We start from the raw sequence: 17,183 nt of genomic DNA, 5'->3' as shown, positions 1-17,183 counted from the left end.
GCATGTCTCCTCGCGCGCAAGGGTAACATGCGAACCTTGGGCTGTCGCCTCACGGGGCGTTCGCGGGACTCCCCATAGGTTCATGAGACCGGAGCCTGCAGGTCCGTGTCAAGCCCGGACTGCTTCCAGTCGAGGGTTTCGCCAGTCATGCAAGCGGCAAGTGCGTCCTGCGGCAGCTGGCCGAGGTTTTCAAAAAGGGTAAAGTAATCAAGCTGGCTGATCACCTCGGCAATCTTGCCGCCTTCGAACCGGACAAAGAAATGATCGCTGAAGCGGAACGGTGTCCGGTCACGCGGGTTTTCCGTGTCTACGATGATCCGGGCAGCCAGCCAGTCGCCCTGTTCAACCACCAGGTCCGCCGACGCCTTCAGCGGTCCGAGGAGGCTGCTGATGGTTTGGGCAAACTCCTTGACTTCATCCACGCTGACAGGTTCCCGGGTCATTGCTCCGCGGACTGTGGCGTTTTCCGTCAAGAGCTTGTCCGCAAAGCCGAAATTCCTGTTTCCCCAGGTTTCATTGAGCCAGCTGAGCAGCACGTCTGTCTTCGACATCTGCAAACCTTTCCATCCGCGCGTTGAAGGGGTGCAGGAAAGCAGGAACCATCTAAAGCATAGGAATTCAAGCATAAATGTTTCCGCAATCGGCATAACGCGCCGCGCGGCGATACGCTTTCAGGTCCACGGCGGTGCATGTTGAACTGCAGGGGGGGGATGCGGGAAAGTGCAGGTTTCTGTTGCCAGGTACCTGCGAACCCCGCCTTACGCGGCTAGGCGCAAGGGCTTAGATTTCGATTCCTCGAACTGCTTACGCAGCCAGAGCAACCGGAGCACGATTGTCGTTTGCAATTGTACTGTTTGGGCCGGTACGGTGGCACCCCGCCGAGACAAAGCAAACCCCTTTAGACGTCCGTCGATCCTGTTTCGGCCCCATGATCCCCAAACGAAGGATATTGGTGGAGCCGCCGGGTACCGCCCCCGGGTCCGATCCGCTTATTACGAGCGCGTTTATGTCCATAGTTCCACAAGGGAACAGAAGTCATATAGTCGGCTTCTTGGCGGTTGCAAAGGGGGCAACCGGCATCCCCAAAGGATTCCGGCCAGTTTTCAGGGAGCCGAGCGGAACCGGGGGGCAAGCCGGAAGTGTCCCGGTGCATCGTTGGGAAGTTCCTACCGTTTTGCCCTGGCGGCAAAGACATCGGCGGCCAGTTTGCGGGTCTCGCTTTCCAGATCCTGCAGCCCGCAGACCGCGGCACTGCCGTCTCCGGCCTCGATGGCGTCTGCAATCCGGGTATGGAGGCCGGTGATCGCAGCGCGGTCGCGGGCGCTGAAGGTGATCATGTTCATCAAGGGCTGCATCGCCTCCACCGCGCCCGCCAGCTGATAGGACAGCACCGGATTGCAGGCCCCGTCCACCAGCGCCCGGTGAAAGGCCACATCAGAGGCGCAGAAGGCCACGTCGGTCAGCCCCGGCTGCCCCTGGCGGAAGATTTCCGCCCGCATCGTTGCCAGGTGGTCGGCGCTGCGCCGTTGTGCCGACAGCGGCGCGCAGGCGCGCTCCAGGGCATAGCGCGCCTCGCAGGCGGTATCAAAGCTCACCGCATTCATGCTCAGGAGCAGGGTCGAGGTAGTGACCTGCTGCGCATAGGCATCCTCGAAGCTCAGCCGGTTCACAAAGGCCCCGCCGGATGCGCCGCGCTGGGTGCGGATCAGCGATTGCGCCGCCAGCCGCTTCAGCGCCTCGCGCACCGTCGGGCGGGAGACTTGAAAGTGGTCGGACAGCTCGGCCTCTGACGGCAGCCGCTCATCCACGATCAATTCGCCGCAGATGATGGCATCCTTGATCGCCTGGGCTATCTGAACCGAAAGATCGGCGGAACTGTTGGGGTCAATCTTCATGCCGGCTCTCCTGGCAGCTCTCCGCACCGGGGGCGGCCCCGGCAAGAAATCATTTGTCTGACATTTAAAAGTCTGACATTTAAATATCTATGGCTTGAGTCGAGGAAGGGCAATGCCTGCAACCTCCGTGCTTAGGCTTTTGCGGCATTGGATCTGTGCCGCCGGCAGCCAATTATCTGAAACGCTCAAATGGAGAGTTGAGCATGGCAAGCATCTTTCCTTCCCGCCGCATCCGGCGCACGCCCTTTTCCCCCGGTGTCGAGGCCGCAGGCGTCAAGGGCTATACGGTCTATAACCACATGCTGCTGGCTACCGTGTTTGACAGCCTGGAATACGACTGCGCCCACCTGAAGGAGCACGTGCAGGTCTGGGACGTGGCCTGCGAGCGCCAGGTCAGCATCAAGGGGCCGGACGCGCTGCGGCTGATGAAGCTGATCAGCCCGCGCGACATGGACAGGATGGCGGACGACCAGTGCTATTACGTGCCGACGGTGGATCATCAGGGGGGCATGCTGAATGACCCCGTGGCGGTGAAGCTGGCAGCGGACCACTACTGGCTGTCGCTGGCGGATGGCGACCTGCTGCAGTTTGCGCTGGGCATCGCCATTGCCAAAGGGTTCGACGTGGAGATCACGGAGCCTGATGTTTCCCCGCTGGCGGTGCAGGGCCCGAAGGCGGACGAGCTGATGGCCCGCGTCTTTGGCGAAGCGGTGCGCGATATCCGCTTCTTCCGCTACAAGCGCCTGGCGTTTCAGGGGGTAGAACTGGTTGTGGCGCGCTCCGGCTGGTCCAAGCAGGGCGGGTTCGAGGTCTATGTCGAAGGCGGCGAACTGGGGATGCCCCTGTGGGACGTACTGTTCGCCGCTGGTGAGGAGCTGAACGTGCGCGCCGGGTGCCCCAACAACATCGAACGGGTCGAAAGCGGGCTTTTGAGCTATGGCAATGACATGACCCGCGAAAACACGCCTTATGAATGCGGCCTGGGCAAGTTCTGCAACTCGCCGGAGGACTACATCGGCAAGGCTGCGCTGGCGGAGCAGGCCGCAAACGGGCCGCAACGCCAGATCCGCCCGCTGGTGATCGGCGGCGACATCCCGCCCTGCCAGGATGCATGGCCGCTTTACGCAGACGGACGCCGGGTGGGGCAGGTGGGCTCAGCCATCTTCTCGCCCGAGTTCGGGGTGAACGCGGCGATTGGCATGGTCGACCGGTCCCACTGGGATCCGGGCACAGCAATGGAAGTGGAAACCCCGGCTGGAATGCGCCCTGTAACCGTTCAGGAGCGGTTCTGGCGCTGAGGAGTGAGCGCCGGGGGCGCTGCCCCCGCCGCGGCAGGCCGCGGCTCCCCCGGGATATTTTGGGCCAGATGAACATGGGATCTGGCTTGCGGTACAGGAAAGGATGGCAAGATGTTCAATGCATTGGTGGTGAACAAGGACGAAGACAGCGGCAAGACCTCTGCCGCGGTGGAGCAGATCAGCCTGGATCAGTTGCCCGGGGGCGATGTGACCGTGGCAGTGGAATACTCCACCGTGAACTACAAGGACGGGCTGTGCATCGGGCCGGGCGGCGGGCTGGTGCGCAAGTATCCGCATGTGCCGGGGATCGACTTTGCCGGCACGGTCGAGGCCTCTTCCGATGATCGCTACAAGCCGGGCGACAAGGTGGTTCTGACCGGCTGGCGCGTGGGCGAGGCGCATTGGGGCGGTTACAGCCAGAAGGCCAATGTGCGCGCTGATTGGCTGGTGCCGCTGCCGGAGGGGCTGAACAGCCGCCAGGCGATGGCGGTGGGCACCGCGGGCTTTACCGCGATGCTGGCGGTGATGGCGCTGGAGGATCACGGGCTGGAACTCGGACATGGCCCGGTGCTGGTCACCGGCGCCGCGGGCGGTGTCGGCTCTGTCGCCACCGCGATCCTGGCAAACCTCGGGTATGAAGTGGCCGGGGTGACCGGGCGCCCGGAAACTGCGGAATATCTGAAATCGCTGGGTGCGACCCAAATCGTGGCCCGCGAGGAGATCAACGAGACTACCAAGCGGCCGCTCGAGAGCGAGACCTGGGCGGGTTGTGTCGATGCGGTCGGCGGAGCGATGCTGGCGCGGGTTCTGGGGCAGATGAAATACGGTGCCTCGGTTGCCGCAGTCGGGCTGGCAGGCGGCGCGGATTTGCCGGCCACCGTGATCCCGTTCCTGCTGCGCGGGGTAAACCTGCTGGGTATCGACTCGGTCATGCAGCCCTATGACAACCGTGTCCGGGCCTGGCAGCGGATCGCCAGCGACTTGCCGATGGACAAGCTGGAGGCGATGATCCAGCCTGCTGCCCTCAGCGACTTGCCGAAGCTGGGCGCGGATATCCTCAAGGGCCAGGTCAAGGGCCGGGTGGTGGTGGACGTGAACGCCTAAATCATTATAATATCTTGCATCTGTCGGAAGGCGCGCGGCGATGTCCGCGCGTTTTTCGTTCAGGGCGCGGCATCGCCGCAGCCCGATGGGTGAGCACTGCCGCGGTTGTGCGGCCCCGATCCGTGCTTCGCCCGGCACGTTCCCGGCCCCTGTGCCGGAAACGCGCGACATTTGAAGCAAAGGAGGGAGACCGTGTTTTCAAAAATCATGGTGCCCGTCGATCTGGCCCACGCCGCCCGCCTGGACAGGGCGCTGCAAATGGCATCGGATCTCGCGCATCTTTATAAGGCCGAAGTGGTTTTTGTGGGGGTCACCACGTCCCAGCCCAGTTCCATGGCGCATAATCCGCAGGAGTACGCGGCAAAGCTGGACAGTTTTGCGGCGGAACAGGCGGGCAAGCGCGGCATAACGGCATCCGGTCGCGCCGTCGTCAGCCACGACCCGGCGGTGGACCTGGAAGCCACACTGCTCAAAGCCTGCAGCGAAATAGGGGCGGAGCTGATCGTGATGGCCAGCCATGTTCCCAGTGTCAGCGATTACCTGTTCCATGCCCATGGCGGCCGTGTTGCGGAGAAGGCACCGGTGTCGGTGCTGGTAGTGCGCGAAAGCTGAACTGCCGGAAGCCTCCGGCAGCGTAACCCCGGCTAATAGGACCAAAGATTACAGGGAAGGAGGCCAATATGGCTGACGAATCCACAAATCAGGGTATCCCTGCGCCCGAAGGCGAAGCGGATATCATCGATACCGATTACGAGATCGGCCAGGACAACATTGAAACCCAGATCGGCCCGATCGGGGTCGACATCCACAACCCGGTGTTCCCGGTCTCCGGATTCGTGATCGTGGCCTTCGTGTTCTACGCTCTGGCGCTGCCTGAGCAGGCGGGAACATTCTTCAACTGGCTGCGCCCGGCGGTGACCAGCAGCTTTGACTGGTTTTTCTTCGGCGCCGCAGACCTGTTTGTCCTGTTCTGCCTGTTTCTGATTGTCTCCCCTTGGGGCAAGGTGCGCCTGGGCGGCAATGAGGCAACTCCGGATTACAGCTACATCGGGTGGTTCGCGATGCTGTTCGCGGCGGGTATGGGCATCGGCCTGATGTTCTACGGCGTGAGCGAGCCGATGAGCCACTTCTCCTCGTCCTTCGGCGGCACCGCCGTGCCCGAGGGCGGCGGCGCCCGCACCGACTGGGCACCGCTGGGCGCGGCCGCGGGCGATCAGGCCGAAGCGGTGCGGCTGGGTATGGCGGCAACGATCTTCCACTGGGGGCTCCACCCTTGGGCGATCTACGCCATCGTGGCACTGGCGCTGGCCTTGTTCACTTATAACAAGGGGCTGCCGCTCACCATCCGCTCCGCCTTCTACCCGATCTTCGGCGAGCGTGTCTGGGGCTGGGTCGGCCATATCATCGACATTTTGGCGGTCTATGCCACGCTGTTTGGCCTTGCGACTTCGCTGGGCTTTGGCGCCACCCAGGCCAATGCCGGCCTGTATGAGCTGTTCGGCGTTCCGACAGGTGCCACAACCGAGGTTATCCTGATTTCCGTCATTACCGTTATCGCGCTGATCTCGGTGATGCGCGGCTTGGATGGCGGCGTGAAGGTGCTGTCGGAAATCAATATGGCCCTGGCTTTCCTGCTGCTGATCTTCGTGCTGATTGCAGGCCCGACCGCGGTAATCCTGACCGGGTTTGCCTCCAGCCTGATGGCCTATATCGAGTACCTGCCGGCACTGTCGAACCCTATCGGGCGCGAGGACGTGAACTTCAGCCAGGGCTGGACCGCCTTTTACTGGGCCTGGTGGATCAGCTGGTCGCCGTTTGTCGGCATGTTCATCGCCCGCGTCAGCCGCGGCCGCACCGTGCGCGAGTTCGTGATCTGCGTGCTGCTGATCCCCAGCCTGGTCTGCGTGCTGTGGATGAGCGTGTTTGGCGGCACCGCCATTCATCAGGTGCTTTCTGACGGCTTCACCGGCGCGCAGGACGCGGCGCTTGAACTCAAGCTGTTCAAGATGCTGGGCGAACTGCCGCTAGCCGGGATCACCTCCTTTGTGGGGATCGTGCTGGTGGTGGTGTTCTTCGTGACCTCATCCGACTCCGGTTCGCTGGTGATCGACACCATCACAGCGGGCGGCAAGGTCGACGCGCCGGTGCCGCAGCGGGTGTTCTGGTGCATCTTCGAGGGCGCCGTTGCCATCGTGCTGCTGCTCGGCGGCGGGCTCGGCGCGCTGCAGGCGATGGTGATCTCCACCGGCCTGCCGTTCACCGTGGTGCTGCTGCTGATGTGCTGGGCCATCTTCCGCGGCCTGCTGACAGAGGCGCGCTGAAGCATCCGGCCGCCCACGGCGAAACGCCCCGGCACAGATGCCGGGGCGTTTTCAGTGTCAGCTATTGTACTTGAAGAACCCGAGAGAGTTGCCATCCGGATCGGTGGCATAGAAGAACCGCCCGGGCGGGATCTCGATGGTCTCTGAGACCACCTTGCCGCCGGCATCCGTGACCCGCTCCATCACGTCTTCCAGCGCGCCCTCGGCGGTCAGATGCAGGGTCGGGCCGCGGCCGTCGCCTGCAGGCTTGCCGGGGTAGAGATGCAAGGCAACACCAGTTGCCTGATCGGCGGGCTTGAACATCGCGATCGGGTTCGGGCCGCTACTGTCGATGCTTAGGTCTGCACCAGTCACTTTGCTGTAAAACGTAACCGCCGCGTCCAAGTCGCTGACGGGCAGTTCGCCCCAGACCAGGAAATCCTTTGGCGTGAAACCCATGTCTAATCCTCCATGATGTGATGCCGCCAGATTGCCATGCGCTCCTGACAGTTTCCGGCATCAGCCGTGCCGCTTGACCGGACCGCCTCCGGTACGCTACGACCTTTGCGTCCTGCCAAGGCTTTTTGCGCCTTGCAGGGCTGCCTGCGATCCCTCAATCCTTGTGCGGGAGCGCGGCTCGGCTGGAAGACCTGCCATGTTCGGGGTGATCCCTGGCATGTGCCGGTCGCCCCCTGAACCGCAGCGATTGAGGAGACACGCGATGAGCGTTTTGGATATTGATTTCGTCCGGGCACAGTTTCCCGCCTTTGCAGAGCCCAGCCTTGAGGGGCAGGCGTTCTTCGAGAATGCGGGCGGGTCCTACACCTGCCGCCATGTGATTGACCGGCTGACCCGGTTTTACACCCAGCGCAAGGTCCAGCCCTACGCGCCTTATGAGGCGTCCCGTCTTGGCGGCGAGGAAATGGACGAGGCCCGCGCCCGCCTGGCCGCGCTGATGGGCGTTGCCACGGATGAGCTGAGCTTTGCCCCTTCGACGACCCAGAACACCTATGTGCTGGCACAGGCCTTCCGCAAAGTGATGATGCCGGGGGAGGCGATCATCGTCACCAACCAGGACCACGAGGCCAATACCGGCCCCTGGCGGCGTCTGGCGGAGGAAGGGATCGAGATCCGCGAATGGAAGCTCGACCCGCAGACCGGCCATCTGGACGTGGCGCAACTGGAAACTCTTCTGGATGAAAAGGTCCGACTGGTCAGCTTCCCGCATTGCTCCAACGTGGTGGGAGAGATCAACCCGGTGGCGGAGATCACCGCGATGGCCCATGCCGCAGGTGCCTTTGTCTGCGTCGATGGCGTCTCTTATGCACCGCACGGCCTGCCCAACGTCGATGAGCTGGGCGCCGACATCTACCTGTTCTCCTCCTACAAGACCTACGGACCGCATCAGGGCGTCATGGTGATCCGCCGGGCGCTGGGCGAGCTGCTGCCGAACCAGGCGCATTACTTTAACGCAGGCGATCTGTACAAACGCTTCACCCCGGCCGGTCCTGACCACGCCCAGGTGGCGGCCTCCGCCGGCATGGCGGATTACTTCGAAGCGCTGGCGGCCCACCACGGCCACAGCGGCAGCGCGGCGGAAACCGGCGCCTTTGTCCACGACCTGATGCGCGCGCATGAAATCAAGCTGTTGCAGCCGCTTCTGGACGCGGTGAAAGACCGCAACGATGTGCGCCTCGTGGGGCCGTCGCGGGCGGAAACCCGTGCGCCCACCGTGGCCTTGGCTCTTAGCCGTGCGGCAGAGCCGGTTGCGGCGCAGCTGGCGGAACATGGCATCATGGCAGGCGGCGGCGATTTCTACGCCGTGCGCGCGCTGAAGGCGATGGGCATTGATCCAGCCGAGGGCGTGCTGCGTATCAGCTTCACCCACTACACGTCCGAGGCAGAAGTCGCCAAGCTGATCGAGGCCTTGGACCGGGTGCTGTAACAGGAACCGCACAAGGAAACGACATGAGCAGCCATGCCCCGGTCATCTGGTGGATCAGGCGGGACTTCCGCCTGGCAGACAATCCGGCCCTCACGGCTGCTGTGAACAGCGGCGCCCCGGTGCTGCCGGTCTATATTCTGGACGCACAGGAGGCGGCGCTGGGCGCCGCTCCCCAGTTCCGGCTTGGCCTCGGGCTGGATCATTTCGCGCGAGAACTGGAGAAGGCGGGGTCGCGCCTGATCCTGCGGCGAGGCACGGCACTTGCGGTGCTTCGGGACCTGATCAAGGAAACCGGGGCAGGCGCGGTGCATTGGTCCCGCCTCTACGATCCGCAGGCGATAGCCCGCGACACAGACGTCAAGAAACAGCTGCAAGAGCAGGGCGTCGCGGCCAAATCCCACGGCGGGCGGCTGCTGTTCGAACCCTGGACCGTCGAGACCAAAACCGGCGGCATGTACAAAGTCTTCACGCCGTTCTGGAAGTCCGTGCGGGTGCGCGATGTGGACAGCCTGCTGCCCGCGCCGGGAAAGCTGCCCGCGCCGGACGCATGGCCGGCCGGCGAGGATCTGGCCAGCTGGAACATGGGCGCAGCGATGCGCCGCGGCGCCGAAGTTGTGGCCCGCTATTGCCGCGTGGGCGAGGCCGCGGCACAGGCACGGCTGGATGAGTTCCTGGAAGACAAGGTCTCCGCATACAAGGACCGCCGCGACTTTCCGGGCCAGGATGCAACCTCCGGCCTGTCGGAAAACCTCGCCTGGGGCGAAATCAGCCCGCACCGCCTGTGGCATCAGGGGCGCGCGGCGATGGAGCATAATAGCCAGGGTGCCGAGACCTTCCTGAAAGAGGTGGTCTGGCGCGAGTTTGCCTATCATTTGATGTTCCATTCGCCGCATATCCTGACGGACAGCTGGCGCCAGGAGTGGCAGGATTTCCCATGGTCGCAGGAGGTAACCCCGCAAGTACAGGCCTGGCGGCGCGGCCAGACGGGATACGGCTTTGTCGATGCCGCCATGCGCGAGCTGTATGTGACCGGCAAGATGCACAACCGGGCCCGGATGATCGTGGCAAGTTTCCTCACAAAGCATCTGATGGCCCACTGGAAAATTGGAATGGACTGGTTCGCGGACACGCTGGTGGACTGGGATCCGGCCTCCAACGCCATGGGCTGGCAATGGGTGGCGGGGTCCGGTCCCGATGCCGCGCCCTTCTTCCGGGTGTTCAACCCTTCCGGCCAGCTGGACAAATTCGACCCGGATGGTGCCTACACCCGCCGCTGGATTGCCGAAGGCCAGGGCAATCCGACGCAGACCGCGCTGGACTTCTACGCTGCAGCGCCGCTGTCGTGGAACCTCTCCCCGGACATGGCGCGCGCGGAAGCGGTTGTCAGTCTGCAGGCGGGCCGGGACCGGGCGCTCACGGCCTATCACGAAAGCCGTGAAACCGGCTAACGCACAGTTTTCTTGCCACAAAGCCCTCTGCGGCCTAGCTTTTCCCTGTAGCACGTCCGTATCTCGCATGGGGGGAGCGAATGAAGCTCACGTCCGTTGAAGGCCAGAAAAACCTGCCGCGCTATTTTCCGGCGGTGTTTGCCAAGGTGAAGGCCATGGAGGCCGGCCAGCTGGACATCCAGCTGCCGGACGGGCGCATCTTCACCGGCAAGGGCCGAAACCCGGGTCCGGCAGCCGATCTGATCATCCACCACCCTGATTGCTTTGCGCGGCTGATCCGCGAAGGCGATCTGGGCTTTTCCGACGCCTATCTGGAAGGCTGGTGGAGCACCACAGATCTGCAGGCCTTCATGGATTTAGTGCATATGGGCGCAAACACGGTCTATGACGGCTTCCCGGGCCAGGGGCTGGCGCGGGCCTATGAACGCTTCCGCTTCTGGCTGCACCGGAACCACCGGAAGCAGGCGAAAAAGAACATCGCGCATCACTATGACCTGGGCAATGATTTCTACAGACTGTGGCTGGATGACACGATGACCTATTCAAGCGCGCTGTTCCGCAGCGGCCAGGACAGCCTGGAGAAGGCGCAGACCGCCAAGTACGCCTCGCTGGTGGATCAGATAGGGGTGCAGCCCGGTGACCATGTGCTGGAGGTCGGCTGCGGCTGGGGCGGTTTTGCCGAATACGCCGCCAAGGAGCGCGGGCTGAGGGTCACCGGCCTGACGATCAGCCGGGAGCAGTTGAAATTTGCCCGCCAGCGCATTGAAAAGGCAGGGTTGTCGGACCAGGTGGAGCTGCGCCTGCAGGACTACCGCGATTGCCGCGGCCAGTTCGACGGGATTGCGTCAATCGAGATGTTCGAGGCCGTTGGCGAGAAATACTGGCCAGCGTATTTCGGCGCAATCCGTGACCGGCTGAAACCCGGCGGCAAGGCCACGCTGCAGATCATCACGGTTGCCGACCGGCGCTGGGAGGTGTACCGCAAGGGTGTTGATTTCATCCAGAAGCACATCTTTCCGGGCGGTATGCTGCCCTCGCCCGGGGTGCTGCGCCAACAGGTGGACAAGGCGGGTCTGGGAGTGGTGCGGTCGATCGAATTTGGAGACAGCTATGAGCTGACGCTCAAGCGCTGGCACGAGACCTTCAATGCCCGCTGGGAGCAGATTGCCCGCCTGGGGTTCGACGAGCGCTTCCATAAGATGTGGAACTTTTACCTCACTTCCTGCGCGGCCGCCTTTAAGACTGGCAATTGCGACGTGACGCAGATTACAGTTGCTCACCGCTAATTGACTTTTCCGCACGGAATCTGACCAGACATGCCTACCGGAGCCCGACTAACTGCCGCTGTATCCCTGGCTTTGCTGGCGTTTATCGTTTCTTTCCTGGTCATGCCGCAGATGCCCGAAGGCACGAATTTCGGGTATTTCGTTCATGTGAACGTGCTGCTGGGGATTCTGTCCGGCTGGATCGTCATGGGAAACCGGGCCGGCGGCGGACTGATTTCCGGAATCAACAACGGGCTTACCGGTATGGCGGTGATGGTGCTTTGGGCGCTGTTTGCACAGGGCGCTTGGGAAATGTTCCGCCTTGCCACGCGCAACCGGTACGGCGGCCCGTTTGAAGCCTTGTCCGCGATATTCGTGATTGCGCTGGACTATTTCTTTGTTATCGCTGTGCCGACAGTGCTGGTGCCGCTGGTGATCGGCGGTGTCCTTTCCGGGCTCGCAACCGAGAACGCTTCCCGCCGCTGGCGCTAATATCACCATTAACAACAGGTTATCATCCGTGGCTGATCTCTTCTTCTTTGGCACGCTGCGCCATCTTCCTTTGCTTGAACTGGTGCTGGGCCGGAGCGGCGATGCGCTGCGGGCGCAACCGGCCAAACTGCCCGGGCACGGCGTGTACCAGGTGGTCGGGCAGCCGTTCCCGGCGATCGAGGAGCGCAACGGCGCCATGGCAGACGGGGTCTTGGTTCAGGATCTTTCGCAAGGTGATCTGGACAGGCTCAATTTCTACGAAGGCGGCTTCGGCTACGCTCTGAAACCTGTCTCCGTCGGGCTGGAGGATGGCCGCACAGCTCCGGCTGAGGTCTATTTCCCCGAGCCGGGCCTGTGGCAGACGGCCGAATACTGGGATCTGGAAGCCTGGGTGGCCAATTGGGGGGCTCTGTCGCTGCGCGCGGCTGAGGAGGTAATGGCCTACTACGGCAGGATGAGCGCCGAAGAGGTGGCCCGCTGCTTCCCTTCCGTCCGCCGCCGCGCTGCTGCCTGGCTGGCGGGGCAGGCCCGGCCCGGCGATGGGGTGCATGACCTTACCAAGGATGTCATCGTGCACAGGCACAACCGCGCCCATCTCAATTTCTTTGCGATGGAGGAGATGGACCTGCAATACCGCCGTTTCGACGGTAGCATGAGTCCGGTGATGAACCGGTCTTCGGCAATGGCGGGCCACGCTGCGGTGCTGCTGCCCTATGACCCGGTCCGTGACCAGGTGCTTCTGGTGGAGCAATTCCGCGCACCTCCCTTCATTATGGGGGATGCGCATCCCTGGATGTGGGAGCCCGTTGCAGGTGTGATCGATCCGGGCGAGACGGCAGAGGAAACCGCAATCCGTGAAGCGGTGGAGGAAGCAGGCGTTACGGTCCGCCATCTGGAAACCGTGGCGCAGGGCTACCCGTCGAGCGGCGCTCTGGCGGAATACATTCACATTTTCATAGGCATATCCGACCTTTCTGATGTGAACGGCGGCGGCGGAGTCGCGGGTGAGGGGGAAGATATCCGCAGCCGGATCCTCAGCTATGATGAGTTGATGGACGGCATTGACGCGCAGACCTACCAGGACATGCCCTTGGTGACAGCGGCGCTGTGGCTGTCACGGCACCGTGAACGGCTGCGCAACGGCGCGGTCTGACCCGCTTCCCGCCTTGTGATCACCGGGTGCCTTGGATACACCTTGGGGGAACGATCGAAAGGGATACCATGCGCATTGCACGCGATCTGGCTGATGCCATCGGCCACACACCTCTTATCCGCCTGAACCGCGTCAGCGAAGAGACCGGCTGCGAGATCCTGGGCAAGGCGGAATTCATGAACCCGGGCCAGTCGGTCAAGGACCGCGCGGCGCTGTACATCATCCGCGACGCTATCGCCCGCGGCGAGCTGAAGCCGGGTGGCACCATTGTTGAGGGCACCGCCGGCAACACCGGCATCGGCCTGGCGCTGGTCGGGGCCTCGATGGGATTCAAGACGGTCATCGTGATCCCGGAAACCCAGTCCGAGGAAAAGAAGGACATGCTGCGCCTGGCCGGCGCCCAGCTGGTTCAGGTTCCGGCGGCGCCGTACCGCAACCCCAACAACTATGTGCGCTATTCCCAGCGTCTGGCCGAACAGCTGGCCAAGACGGAACCCAACGGCGCTGTCTGGGCCAACCAGTTCGACAACGTGGCCAACCGCCAGGCCCATGTGGAAACCACCGGCCCGGAGATCTGGGAGCAAACCGGCGGCAAGGTGGACGGCTTTGTCTGCGCGGTCGGCTCCGGCGGCACCCTGGCAGGCGTGGCCGAGGCGCTGCAGCCCAAGGGCGTGAAGATCGGCCTCGCGGACCCGATGGGCGCGGCGCTTTACTCCTATTACACCACCGGTGAACTGGCCTCCGAAGGCAGCTCGATCACCGAAGGCATCGGCCAGGGCCGGATCACCAAGAACCTCGAAGGCTTCAGGCCTGATTTCAGCTACCAGGTGCCGGATGACGAGGCCGTGCCGTATGTCTTCGATCTCTTGCACGAGGAAGGCCTGGTTCTGGGCGGCTCCTCTGCCATCAACGTTGCCGGGGCGGTGCGCATGGCCAAGGACATGGGGCCGGGCAAGACCATCGTCACGGTTCTGTGCGACTACGGCACCCGCTACCAGTCCAAACTGTTCAACCCGGACTTCCTGCGGGAGAAGAACCTGCCGGTGCCGGAGTGGATGACCCACACGCCCGCGTCGATTCCCGGTGTTTTTGAGGACGTATGACACCTTTCATAACCGCTTTGCGGAACGTGCTGCTGGGGCTGGTCCTTGTGACCGGCCTCGCAGTGCCTGCGCTGGCTCAGCTGACCGCTGAGTCCCGCGCTTATTACCAGGACTGGCTCAAGACCGCTAACCGCGCGGAAGAAGTGATTGACGCCAGGCGCGCCTCCAGTGGCGCACTGGAAACCCTGCGCAAGGAACTGACCACCTACCGGCAGAATTTCCTGCAGGCGCGCACTGAAAACGGCGACCGCATCAAGACGCTCGAAGGCCAGATAAGCGCCCTCGGCGAGGCGCCGGGCGAAGGCGAGAGCGAGCCCGAGGACATCGCCCAGCTGCGCTCCTCTCTGGAGCGGCAGCTGAAGGACCTCAAGGTTCCGCGCATTGTCTCGGAAGAAGCCTACAGCCGCGCCAACGGCCTGATCTCCGAAATCGACAAGATCATCCGCGAGCGCCGCACCCGCAAACTGCTGGAGCGCGGCCCGTCGCCGCTGAACCCCGAGCACTGGCCCGGCGCATTGCGCACCCTGAGCCGGTCGGCCAGCTCTATCTGGAATGAAACCGCCTCCCGTGTCGGCAGCGCCACTACCGCCGAGCGGGTGCAAAACAGCCTGCCGGCACTGCTGCTGCTGCTGGGCCTGTCTGCGTTCCTGCTGCTGCGGGGGCGTCCCTGGGCCCATGCTGCGGGCGATTACCTGCGCCAGTTCGGCAGCAGCGGCCGCGGCGTCTGGGGCTTCATCGTTTCCCTGCTCGAAGTCATCCTGCCCTTCATCGGTATCATCTGCCTGGTGGCGGCGGTGGATCTTTCGGGCATCCTGGGTACCCGCGGCTCTCTTTTACTGGACTATGTGCCAGGCTGGGCGCTGGTGATGCTGTCCTTCCATTGGCTGGGCAACCAGCTGTTCTCCAACCGGCTGGAAAACGATCTGGTTCCGGTGCAGGAGGGGCGGCTGAACGAGACCCGGCTGATGGTCGATACCCTGGCGGTGATCCTGGTTCTGCAGGACGCGCTGGTGAAGCTGGAAAACTTCGAAACGATTCCACCCTCTGTCCATGCGGTGGCCAGTTTCCCGCTGATCACCGCGGCGGCGCTGGTGCTGCTGCGGCTGCACCGGATCGGGGTCAAGCGGCGCCAGAAGCAGACGGCTGGGACCGAGGACGACGGCGCCATTGCCGCCGGTGCCAACCGTATTCTGACCCTGGTCCGGCGGGCCACCTATCTGCTCGGTTTCATCTCGCCGCTGCTGGCCGCGCTCGGCTATGTCAACGCGGCTGAGGCGCTGATCTACCCGGCGGTCTCGACCCTCGCCCTTCTGGCTGCGCTGCTTGTAGTGCAGCGTTTCCTGGGCGACGTTTACGGCTGGCTGTCCGGCAAGGGCTCCGCCGCGCGCGACTCGCTGTTTGCGGTTTTGATCGGCTTCCTGCTGGCCGCCCTGGCGCTGCCGCTGCTGGCGCTGATCTGGGGCGCGCGTGTGGCGGACATGACCGAGCTGTGGTCGCGCTTCCTCGAAGGCTTCCAGATCGGCGATACCCGCATTTCGCCAACCGCCTTCCTGACCTTTGCCGTTGTCTTTGCTGCAGGTTATGCGCTGACCCGGCTGATCCAGGGAAGCTTGCGCAACTCGCTCCTGCCTAAGACCAAGATCGACCCGGGCGGCCAGAATGCCATCACCTCCGGCCTCGGCTACGTCGGCATCTTCCTGTCGGCAGTGGTTGCCATCTCGATGGCCGGTCTCGACCTGTCATCGCTGGCGATTGTCGCAGGCGCGCTGTCGGTCGGCATCGGTTTCGGCCTGCAAACCATCGTGTCGAACTTCGTCTCCGGCATCATCCTGCTGATCGAACGCCCGATTTCCAAGGGTGACTGGATCGAGGTCGGCGGGCTGATGGGCTATGTGCGCGACATCTCGGTACGCTCCACCCGGATCGAGACCTTCGACCGCTCCGACGTGATTGTGCCGAACTCCGATCTGATCTCCGGCACCGTCACCAACTACACCCGCGGCAACACCGTTGGCCGGGTGATCGTGCCGGTGGGTGTGGCCTATGGCACCGACCCGCGCAAGGTGGAAGCAATTCTGGCAGACATCGCCAAGAGCCACCCGATGGTGCTTCTGAACCCGGCGCCTTCGGTGGTGTTCCAGGGCTTCGGGGCAGACTCCCTGGATTTTGAGATCCGGGCGATTCTGCGCGATGTGAATTGGGTTCTGTCGGTGAAATCCGACATGAACTATGAGATTTCCAAACGGTTCCAGGAAGAAGGGATTGAGATCCCCTTCATGCAGCGCGACATCTGGATCCGCAATCCGGAGGTTCTGGCCCAGGGCAAGAGTGCGGTCAGCGATTCCGCATCCGGCAGCCCGGCGGCTCCGGCGCCGCCGCCCAAACCGGACGTCGGCGACTTGCAGCAGGACGCAGAGGGAGATGGAGATGGGGATGCCGACAAGTGAGCCGCTGTTCCGCAAGGACGCCTATGCCCGGATGACGGATGCAACCGTGCTGGGTTATACGGAGCAGGGCGGCATCATTCTGGACCGCAGCCTGTTCTATGCCACCGGCGGCGGCCAGCCAGGGGACAGCGGCAAGCTGTTGTGGGGCGATGGGCAATGCGAAGTTGTCACAACGGTAAAGGGCGCGGAGGGGGCCATTGCGCTGATCCCCGCAGAGGGAGCTTCCCTGCCGCCTGCAGGCGCCTCCGTCACACAGGTGCTCGACTGGGACCGCCGTTATGGCCACATGCGCGTTCACACCGCTCTGCACCTTCTGTCGGTGGTGATCCCGCTGGAGGTCACGGGCGGTTCAATCGGCGCAGAGAAGGGCCGGCTGGATTTTAACATGCCGGACGCGCCGAAAGACAAACAGGTGCTGCAGGACCAACTGCAGGCGCTCATCGACCGCGATCTGGAAGTGACCGAGGACTGGATCACGGACGCGGAGCTCGATGCGAATCCGCACCTCGTGAAGACCATGTCGGTGACGCCGCCGCGCGGGGCAGGGCAGGTGCGGCTGGTCCGCATCGGTTCTCCTGACGAACAGATCGACCTGCAGCCCTGCGGCGGCACTCATGTCCGGCGCACCGGTGAAATCGGCAGGATCCGCCTGGGCAAAGTGGAGAAAAAGGGCAAGCAGAACCGCCGAGTCTACCTGCACTTGGAGGTCTGAAAAAGAATTCGGGGCAGAGCG

General features: G+C 63.3%; 15 protein-coding genes and 1 other RNA gene. 12 read left to right on the top strand and 4 right to left on the bottom strand.

All coding sequences use genetic code 11. The features are described 5' to 3' along the window. Nucleotides 1-80: 80 nt before the first annotated feature. From LHL23_RS01720 to LHL23_RS01710, 3 genes are all read right to left on the bottom strand, one after another. Complete coding sequence (locus LHL23_RS01720; RefSeq protein WP_226428566.1) at nt 81-551, bottom strand: ester cyclase; 471 nt, start codon at nt 549-551, stop codon at nt 81-83. 168 nt (nt 552-719) lie between these two features. Next, nucleotides 720-1,069, bottom strand: a transfer-messenger RNA (tmRNA) gene (gene ssrA / locus LHL23_RS01715). A 97-nt stretch (nt 1,070-1,166) separates the two neighbouring features. Further along, complete coding sequence (locus tag LHL23_RS01710) at nt 1,167-1,895, bottom strand: FadR/GntR family transcriptional regulator (RefSeq protein ID WP_222475432.1); 729 nt, start codon at nt 1,893-1,895, stop codon at nt 1,167-1,169. A 203-nt stretch (nt 1,896-2,098) separates the two neighbouring features. Here LHL23_RS01710 and LHL23_RS01705 point away from each other — a divergent pair, with 203 nt between their 5' ends. From LHL23_RS01705 to LHL23_RS01690, 4 genes are all read left to right on the top strand, one after another. Continuing rightward, a complete protein-coding gene (locus tag LHL23_RS01705) occupies nt 2,099-3,193 on the top strand; it encodes a dimethylsulfoniopropionate demethylase (protein WP_226428565.1) in 1,095 nt (364 codons plus the stop codon). 111 nt (nt 3,194-3,304) lie between these two features. Next, entirely contained in the window at nt 3,305-4,297 is a 993-nt protein-coding gene (gene acuI, locus LHL23_RS01700) for an acryloyl-CoA reductase (RefSeq protein ID WP_226428564.1), read from the top strand. Nucleotides 4,298-4,489: 192 nt separating this feature from the next. Next, the gene (locus LHL23_RS01695) at nt 4,490-4,909 is read left to right on the top strand and encodes a universal stress protein (protein WP_226428563.1); all 420 of its coding nucleotides are present in this window, start codon (nt 4,490-4,492) and stop codon (nt 4,907-4,909) included. A gap of 68 nt (nt 4,910-4,977) precedes the next feature. Continuing rightward, nucleotides 4,978-6,618 (top strand): BCCT family transporter, encoded by a 1,641-nt coding sequence (locus LHL23_RS01690; RefSeq protein ID WP_226428562.1) that lies wholly within the window; start codon nt 4,978-4,980, stop codon nt 6,616-6,618. Between the two features lie 57 nt (nt 6,619-6,675). Here LHL23_RS01690 and LHL23_RS01685 read toward each other — a convergent pair whose 3' ends face one another. Continuing rightward, nucleotides 6,676-7,056, bottom strand: coding sequence for a VOC family protein (locus tag LHL23_RS01685; RefSeq protein ID WP_222475438.1), 381 nt, complete (start codon nt 7,054-7,056; stop codon nt 6,676-6,678). A 262-nt stretch (nt 7,057-7,318) separates the two neighbouring features. On the opposite strand from LHL23_RS01685, the gene LHL23_RS01680 reads away from it, so the two are divergent. From LHL23_RS01680 to LHL23_RS01645, 8 genes are all read left to right on the top strand, one after another. Then, entirely contained in the window at nt 7,319-8,542 is a 1,224-nt protein-coding gene (locus LHL23_RS01680) for an aminotransferase class V-fold PLP-dependent enzyme (RefSeq protein ID WP_226428561.1), read from the top strand. Nucleotides 8,543-8,565: 23 nt separating this feature from the next. Then, a complete protein-coding gene (locus LHL23_RS01675) occupies nt 8,566-9,990 on the top strand; it encodes a cryptochrome/photolyase family protein (protein ID WP_226428560.1) in 1,425 nt (474 codons plus the stop codon). 80 nt (nt 9,991-10,070) lie between these two features. Beyond that, on the top strand, nt 10,071-11,276 hold the full coding sequence (locus LHL23_RS01670; RefSeq protein WP_226428559.1) for an SAM-dependent methyltransferase: 1,206 nt from the start codon (nt 10,071-10,073) through the stop codon (nt 11,274-11,276). A 30-nt stretch (nt 11,277-11,306) separates the two neighbouring features. Then, the gene (locus LHL23_RS01665) at nt 11,307-11,747 is read left to right on the top strand and encodes a TrgA family protein (protein WP_222475443.1); all 441 of its coding nucleotides are present in this window, start codon (nt 11,307-11,309) and stop codon (nt 11,745-11,747) included. Nucleotides 11,748-11,775: 28 nt separating this feature from the next. Further along, nucleotides 11,776-12,900, top strand: coding sequence for an NUDIX domain-containing protein (locus LHL23_RS01660; protein ID WP_226428558.1), 1,125 nt, complete (start codon nt 11,776-11,778; stop codon nt 12,898-12,900). A 68-nt stretch (nt 12,901-12,968) separates the two neighbouring features. Continuing rightward, nucleotides 12,969-14,003, top strand: a complete 1,035-nt coding sequence (locus LHL23_RS01655; RefSeq protein ID WP_222475445.1) for a cysteine synthase A — start codon at nt 12,969-12,971, stop codon at nt 14,001-14,003. Next, nucleotides 14,000-16,450: a DUF3772 domain-containing protein gene (locus tag LHL23_RS01650; RefSeq protein ID WP_226428557.1), complete on the top strand. Its 2,451-nt coding sequence runs from the start codon at nt 14,000-14,002 to the stop codon at nt 16,448-16,450. Before LHL23_RS01655 ends, LHL23_RS01650 begins: the two co-directional genes overlap by 4 nt. Next, nucleotides 16,437-17,162 (top strand): alanyl-tRNA editing protein, encoded by a 726-nt coding sequence (locus LHL23_RS01645; protein ID WP_226428556.1) that lies wholly within the window; start codon nt 16,437-16,439, stop codon nt 17,160-17,162. Before LHL23_RS01650 ends, LHL23_RS01645 begins: the two co-directional genes overlap by 14 nt. The last annotated feature ends 21 nt before the right edge of the window (nt 17,163-17,183 follow it).

This window comes from Leisingera sp. McT4-56 (assembly GCF_020514995.1).
Taxonomy (GTDB): Bacteria; Pseudomonadota; Alphaproteobacteria; order Rhodobacterales; family Rhodobacteraceae; genus Leisingera; species Leisingera aquaemixtae_A.
Note: the sequence above shows the minus strand (reverse complement) of the source record. Positions and strands in the feature narration are given on the sequence as shown.